The sequence below is a fragment of the Streptomyces adelaidensis genome (genome assembly GCF_016598475.1).
GTDB lineage: Bacteria > Actinomycetota > Actinomycetes > Streptomycetales > Streptomycetaceae > Streptomyces > Streptomyces adelaidensis.
Genome location: NZ_JAEMUX010000162.1, coordinates 1 through 7,231, shown reverse-complemented (window position 1 = coordinate 7,231; position 7,231 = coordinate 1). Strand labels below are relative to the sequence as shown.

General features: G+C 70.7%; 6 protein-coding genes. 1 reads left to right on the top strand and 5 read right to left on the bottom strand.

Features of this window, described 5'->3' with window-relative positions; translation table 11 throughout:
• Together I8N67_RS43565 and I8N67_RS40410 are read right to left on the bottom strand one after the other, a co-directional pair.
• The coding region (locus I8N67_RS43565; RefSeq protein ID WP_234047050.1) for a DUF5933 domain-containing protein at nt 1-180 on the bottom strand (180 nt) is incomplete at its 3' end.
• Between the two features lie 100 nt (nt 181-280).
• A complete protein-coding gene (locus I8N67_RS40410) occupies nt 281-685 on the bottom strand; it encodes a MerR family transcriptional regulator (RefSeq protein ID WP_200309292.1) in 405 nt (134 codons plus the stop codon).
• 228 nt (nt 686-913) lie between these two features.
• Here I8N67_RS40410 and I8N67_RS40405 point away from each other — a divergent pair, with 228 nt between their 5' ends.
• The gene (locus I8N67_RS40405; protein ID WP_200309291.1) at nt 914-2,422 is read left to right on the top strand and encodes a SulP family inorganic anion transporter; all 1,509 of its coding nucleotides are present in this window, start codon (nt 914-916) and stop codon (nt 2,420-2,422) included.
• Between the two features lie 292 nt (nt 2,423-2,714).
• Here the strand turns inward: I8N67_RS40405 and I8N67_RS40400 are convergent, their stop codons facing one another.
• From I8N67_RS40400 to I8N67_RS40390, 3 genes are all read right to left on the bottom strand, one after another.
• Complete coding sequence (locus I8N67_RS40400; protein ID WP_307835519.1) at nt 2,715-4,130, bottom strand: MFS transporter; 1,416 nt, start codon at nt 4,128-4,130, stop codon at nt 2,715-2,717.
• Nucleotides 4,123-6,099 (bottom strand): glycoside hydrolase family 15 protein, encoded by a 1,977-nt coding sequence (locus I8N67_RS40395; protein WP_307835518.1) that lies wholly within the window; start codon nt 6,097-6,099, stop codon nt 4,123-4,125. The genes I8N67_RS40400 and I8N67_RS40395 overlap by 8 nt, the downstream gene beginning before the upstream one ends.
• A gap of 419 nt (nt 6,100-6,518) precedes the next feature.
• Nucleotides 6,519-7,231: isocitrate/isopropylmalate dehydrogenase family protein (locus tag I8N67_RS40390; RefSeq protein ID WP_234047049.1), on the bottom strand; the 713-nt coding region annotated here is incomplete at its 5' end.

Genomic DNA, 7,231 nt, shown 5'->3' with positions numbered 1-7,231 from the left:
CGATATCACCTCCTGCACCTGGTTGGTCAGCGGCCCTGGCAGGCCGTAGCGACGTACGGAGATCTCCAGCGTGATGAGGAAACCGAGGACCGCGACACCCGCCACGGCCCAGAGTCTCGCCCGTGGTTGACGCCTTACGGAGTCCGTGATTCTGCGGGTTGTTCGCGAGAACACCCGCATGGGTATATGTATCAATTTTTTAGTCGATTGCTAGACGGTGATTAAGGGCGGCCGCCGAGGAAGACGGAAAGATCACACCCCGGGTTCCGTCGTGGACGCGTCAAGGAGTGGGGGACCGGGGGAGGCGCTCCGCCAGCGTGGCGGCGAACTCCTGTGCCCGGGCCAGCTGGGTGCGCAGATCCGTTAACCGTTGGTGGGTGGCCCGTTCGAAGCCGCGTAGCCGCTCCAGCAGTTCCGCGCGTTCCCCGGACGGCAGTTCCTCGCCCGAGTCGAGGCGGTCGGTGGCGTCGAGCAGGGCGCGCATCTCGTCCAGGGTGAAGCCGAGCGGCTTCATCCGGCGGATCACCACCAGACGGGCGACGTCGGCCTCCGTGTAGAGGCGGAAGCCGCCCTGGGAACGGGCGGAGGGCATGACGAGGCCGGTCTCCTCGTAGTGCCGGATGGTGCGCAGCGACAGCTCGGTCCGTACGGCGACCTCGCCGATCTGCATGTGCTCGCTGCTCACGCGGGCCTTTCCTCGCCTCTGTCGCGGTCGCGCCCGCGGCGGGCGGACACCGATCCCTACCCTAACGTTAGGGTAGAGTTGCACTCCGTTGCTGGGTCGGCGGCCTGTCGTGTCCGTTCTCGCGCCCTCCTCCTCACCCTCCTCCCCACCTCTCGCCCCACCGCTCGCCCACCCTCCGCGCGCCCGCCCCGATGCCGGACGTGCCCGAGCACGACAGGTTCCCTCGTCTTGTCCTCCTCCGCACCGTCCCCCGCCGCCTGGCCGCGCGGCTGGCGCCGTCCGTCCTGGCTGTCCGACCCGAAGGTGCTGCGCACCGAGGTGCTGGCCGGGCTCGTGGTCGCCCTGGCACTGATCCCGGAGGCGATCTCCTTCTCGATCATCGCCGGGGTCGAGCCGGCGATCGGTCTGTTCGCCTCGTTCACGATGGCCGTCACCATCGCCGTCGTCGGCGGCCGGCCCGCCATGATCTCGGCGGCGACCGGCGCCGTCGCCCTGGTCATCGCCCCGCTCAACCGCGAACACGGCTTCGGCTACCTCGTCGCGGCCGTCATCCTGGCCGGCGTCTTCCAGATCGTCCTCGGCGCACTCGGCGTGGCCAGGCTGATGCGGTTCGTGCCGCGCAGTGTGATGGTCGGCTTCGTCAACTCCCTCGCGATCCTGATCTTCATGGCGCAGGTGCCGGAGCTGACGGACGTGCCGTGGGCCGTCTATCCGCTGGTCGCCGCCGGTCTGGCCCTGATGGTGTTCTTCCCCAGGGTCAGCCGGGTCGTGCCCGCGCCGCTGGTGTCCATCGTCATCCTCACCGTCATCACGGTCGCCGCCGGGATCGCGGTGCCGACCGTGGGCGACAAGGGCGCCCTGCCGTCCTCACTGCCCGTGCCGGGCCTGCCGGACGTGCCGTTCACCATGGACACCCTCACCACCGTCGCCCCCTACGCGCTCGCCATGGCGCTGGTCGGCCTGATGGAGTCGCTGATGACGGCCAAACTCGTCGACGACATCACCGACACCCGCTCCTCCAAGACCCGCGAGTCCGTCGGCCAGGGCATCGCCAACATCGTCACCGGTTTCTTCGGCGGCATGGGCGGCTGCGCCATGATCGGCCAGACGATGATCAACGTACGGGTGTCCGGCGCCCGCACCCGGCTGTCCACCTTCCTGGCGGGCGCGTTCCTGATGCTGCTGTGCGTCGTCTTCGGGCCGGTCGTGTCCGACATCCCCATGGCGGTGCTGGTCGCCGTCATGGTCATGGTGTCGTTCGCGACCTTCGACTGGCACTCGGTCTCCCCGAAGACGCTGAAGCGGATGCCCGCCGGCGAGATCGGCGTCATGGTGATCACCGTCGCGTGCGTGGTCACCACCCACAACCTCGCCATCGGTGTCGTCGTCGGCTCGATCACCGCGATGGTCATCTTCGCCAAGCGCGTCGCCCACCTCGCCGACGTCACCGCCGTCACCGACCCCGACCACGCCACCACGGTCTACCGGGTCACCGGCGCACTGTTCTTCGCCTCCTCCAACGACCTCGTCGGCCGCTTCGCCTACGCCACCGACCCCGACAAGGTCGTCATCGACCTCTCCGCCGCCCACATCTGGGACGCCTCGTCCGTCGCCGCCCTGGACGCCATCGAGACGAAGTACGCCCAGCGCGGCAAGACCGTCGAGATCACCGGCCTGAACGAGCCCAGCGCCCGCATGCACCGGACACTCACCGGCGAACTCACCGGCAGCGACTGACCCTCGACCGGCTGACGGTTCGGCCGGAGGCCGCCGCGCGCCGCCTTCGTCCGGCCGTGCGGGCGGGGGCGCGGGCGCGTGGGCACTTCTCGTGGTCGATGACCATGGTGTCGTCGGCCTTCCGGGACCGGGCCGCGGCCCGTAGGCGTCGGTCGCCCTTCGCCGTGTGGTGGACGGCCGGCCCGACGCCGGACCGTCCTCACCCGCATCACCGATGCCCTGGCGGCGGCCGACGAGATCCGGACGGCCGACCCGCGCCGCGCCGTGCGGCGCTTCACCGCCCTTCCCGTCCTTACGGTCCTCCCCCACTCCGCGTGTCATCCGCCGTGGGATCCCGGCCCCGTGGCAGGCGTACGGCGGCGGCGAGGCCGATCAGGCCGATGGCGGCGATGGTGATCATGGCGGCGGCGTAGGCGCCTCTGGTGAGGCCGGCGACGAGGATCGTGCCGGCGACGGCCGTGCCGAGGGAGGAGCCGAGGTTGGACACGCTGCGCGAGAGGCCGGAGATCTCGCCCTGGCGCTCCTCCGGGAAGCTCGACTGCACGATGTTGACCGACGGGGTGAGCATCACGCCGAGCCCCAGTCCGATCAGCAGGAGTCCCGGAACGAAACCCCAGGCGCTGTCGACGGCGTGGACCAGGGCGATGAGGACGATCACGCCGGCGATGGCGACGACGAAGCCGGTGATGACGAGGGTGCGCTGCGGGCGCCGTCTCGCGAGGCGTTCCGCCGCCAGGGAGGAGGCGAGCAGGCCGAGGGTGGCGGCCGTGAAGACGACCCCGGTCTCGATGGCGTCGTATCCGCGCACCACCTGGAGGTAGGTCGCGACGGTGAAGGACGTCCCCATGAGCAGCAGCCACTGCACGTTCTGGGTGACGAGGCCGAGGTTGGAGGTGCGGTCGCGGAACAGACTGGTGGACAGCAGAGGTTCCTTGCCGGCCGCCTCCCGCACGCGTAGGGACCGTACGAACCAGGCGAGGGTGAGTGCGCCCAGCACGAGCAGGCCGATCATCAGCCATACGTTGTCGTCGGCGGCCAGGATGCCCATGACCAGGAGGATCAGGCCCGCCGCCGAGAGGATGGCGCCGCCGGTGTCGAAGGGGCGGGTCGGATCCGGTGGCAGAGGATCGTCGAGGTGCCTGCTCAGCATGATGATCACGGCGATGACCAGGGCCTGGAACACGAAGGCGGCACGCCAGCTGAGTGCGGAGGTGATGAGTCCGCCGATCAGCGGGCCCGCCGCCGCGCCGATGCCGCCGAGCGCCATGACGACGCCGAAGGCGCGCGCCCGGGAGGTCAGGTCCCGGAACAGGAGCGTGGTGAGGATGTAAACGGGCGGGATGAGCAGGGCCGTTCCGATGCCTTCGAGGATCGAGTTGCCGAGGATCAGGACGCCGAGGCCGGGCGCCGCGGCGCTCAGCAGCGCGCCGACGCCGTAGATCGAGAGACCGGCCAGGAAGCAGCGTTTGCGGCCGTAGCGGTCGGTCAGTTTGCCGCCCGGGATCATCAGCGCGGCCATGACCAGCAGGAAGACGGTGATCGCGACCTGCACGCCCTGGACGGTGGTGTCGAGGTCCGTGCTGATGTCGTTGATCATCACGTTCATGTTCGAGCCGGCGAAGCTGCAGATGAACTGGGCCAGGGCGAGCGGGGCGAGCACCCGTCGCGCCGTGGTCGACGGGTGGCTCGGCGTTCCCGTGTCAGCCACCGGTGCCGGCCCTGCCGGGGTGGGGGCGATCGGCGTGGAGGCGGCCAGGGTGGGGGCGATCGGCGTGGGGGCGGCCGTCGGCCGTGCCCGGACGGGACTCCGCGCTGTCGAGTTGTTCGTCGAGCGCCATGGCCGCGGCGATCAGGGCGAGATGGGTGAACGCCTGGGGGAAGTTGCCCAGTTGCTCGCCCGACGGGCCGATCTCCTCGGCGAAGAGGCCGACATGGTTGGCGTAGCTGAGCATTTTGTCGAAGGCGTAGCGCGCCTGGTGGACTCTGCCGGACCGGGCCAGGGCCTCGACGTAGAGGAAGCTGCAGAGGTTGAAGGTGCCCTCGGAGCCGCGCAGGCCGTCGGGGGACGCCGCGGGGTCGTACCGGTAGACCAGGCTGTCGCTGACCAGTTCCTCGTCCATGGCGTCGAGGGTGCTGAGCCATGCCGGGTCCCGGGGGGAGAGGAAGCCGACCCGGGGCATGAGCAGGAGCGACGCGTCCAGGACGTCCGTGTCGTAGTGCTGCACGAACGCCTGGCGCTTGTCGTTCCAACCGCGTTCGGCAATCTGTTCGAATGCCGCGTCCCGGACCTCGGTCCAGCGGGCGATATCGGCGGGCCGGGAGAAGGTGGTCGCCAGACGGACGCCGCGGTCGAAGGCGACCCAGGTCATCAGCCGGCTGTACGTGAAGTCGCGGCGGCCGCCGCGGGTCTCCCAGATGCCTTCGTCGGGGCGGTCCCAGTGGTCGACCAGCCAGTCCAGTACGTCCCTGAACGCCTTCCACCCCCGGATGGCGCCCATGTCGCCGCCCACGGCGAGGGCGTCCGCGGCCTCGCCGTAGATGTCGAGCTGGAGCTGGTCGGCCGCCGCGTTGCCCGCCCGTACGGGGGCCGAGCCCGAGTAGCCCTCGAGGTGGTCGAGGACCTCTTCGGTGAGGTGGGGGTCGCCGTCCACCCGGTACATGATCTGGAGCGGGTCGCCGGAGGCGGAGCCGCCCGCCTCGATACGGTCCCGCAGCCAGCGGCGGAAAGCCTGCGCCTCCTCCTCGAAGCCCAGGTCGATCAGGGCCCGGACCGACAGGGAGGCGTCGCGGACCCAGGTGTACCGGTAGTCCCAGTTGCGTTCACCGCCGATCTGCTCGGGCAGTCCCATGGTGGCGGCGGCGATGGGGGCTCCGGTCGGGGCGTAGGTGAGCAGCTTCAGCGTGATCGCCGCGCGGTTGACGATGTCCCGCCAGCGGCCCCGGTAGGTGGAGGAGCGGAGCCAGCTGTGCCAGAAGGTGCGGCAGGCCTCCAGCTCGCCGGCGACGGCGTCCAGGTCCGGGGCGGTCGGGGCGGCGCCTCCGCTGGAGACACTGGTCAGCACGACGGCGGCCATCTCGCCGGCGGCGAGCCGGAAGCGGGCGGTGATGTCGTTGCCGTTATTGCCGTCGCTGCCGTCGCTGCCGTCGGTCTCGAAGGTGAGGGGGCCGGTGGCCTGGAGGTGCAGGTCCGTGGCCGGGCCGTGGAAGACCGCCGCGCGGTCGCCGGCTCGGGTGAGGGTGTGTGCGGCGCGTCCGTAGTCGAAGCGGGGGCGGCAGGTGAGGGCGAAGGGCATGCTGCCCCGGACCACCCGGGCGACCCTGATCAGGCGGTGCCGGTCGGTGGCGGCGATGCCCGTGATCGGCGCCATGAAGTCGGCGACCTCGCCGACGCCGTCGGGGGTCAGGAAGCGGTTGACGAGGACGGCGGTGTCGGAGAGGTACAGCTGGCGGACCGTCGCGTCGGTTCCGGCGGGGAGGTCCGCGGCGAGCCGGCAGTAGCCGCCGGCCTCGCTGTCCAGGAGCGAGGCGAAGACGCTGGGCGAGTCGAAGCGGGGGGTGCACCACCAGTCGACCGTTCCTTCGGAGGAGATCAGCGCGGCCGTCTGCAGGTCGCCGACCATGCCGTGCTCGGCGATGGGGGGGTAGCGGTAGCTGTTCACGGGGCGGTAACTGTTCACGGGGCCTCCTCGCCGGGGATGCGGTCCCACGACTCCAGCGTGCGCCGTGGGGCGGGTCGGCGCTCGGTGGGAGGCGGTGCGGTTGGTGGGTGCGGGTGGGTGGGGGCGTGAGGGTGGGGGCGTGAGGGTGGGGGCGTGAGGGGGTGGTGGGTCGACGGGGCTCGCCAGGGGTTGGTGGGTGGTCGGGGCCGTGGTGGTGCGTCGAGTTCGCCGCCGGTCGGACGTACTGCTGTCTGCTGCCACGGTGGAGCTGGGGTGCGCACTGGTAAGCGGCGAACTGCGACGCACCACCACGGCCCGCTCCCGGCCGGATCGCGGCCGCGGGGCGTCGAACTGCGACGCACCACGGCGTGCCGCTCCCGGGCGGATCGCGGCCGCGGGGCGTCGGGGGGCCGGATCGCGGCCGCCCCGGGTGGGTGTCAGTTGTGGTGGGGGTTGTGGTGATGGTTGAGCTTCGCGGTGGCGGTCAGGGTGGTGTCGCCGTGCTTGGCTCCCAGCCATTCGAAGAGCATCGCGCCGGAGAGGATCATGGCTACGGGGTTGGCGAGGTTCTGTCCGGCGATGTCGGGGGCGGAGCCGTGGGAGGCCTGGGCCATGGCTCGGTCGGCGGAGGCGTTGAGGGAGGGGGCGGTGCCCAGGGAGCCGCTGATCTCGCCGGCCAGGTCGGAGAGGATGTCGCCGAACATGTTCTCGGTGACGATGACGTCGAAGTCCTGGGCGCGGCGCACCAGATGGACGGTCATGGCGTCGATGTGGAAGTCGTCGACCGTGACGTCCGGGTACTCCTGGGCGACTTCCTGGCAGACCGTGCGGAACAGGCCGGTGGTGAGTTTGAGGACGTTGGCCTTGTGGACGATCGTGAGCTTCTTGCGGCGGGAGCGGGCCAGGTCGAAGGCGACCCGGGCGACGCGTTCGGTGGCCGTACGGGTGATGATGCCCATCGCGATGGCCACACCCTCGACCGGGCTGAACTCGCCCGTTCCCGCGTGGGTGTTGCGGTCTGCGTAGAGGCCCTCGGTGTTCTCGCGGACGATGACCAGGTCGGAGCTGTCGCAGATGGCCTTGGCGCCGGGGAAGCTCTTGGCGGGGCGGATGTCGGCGAAGAGCTGGAAGTGCTTGCGTGGGGTGCCCG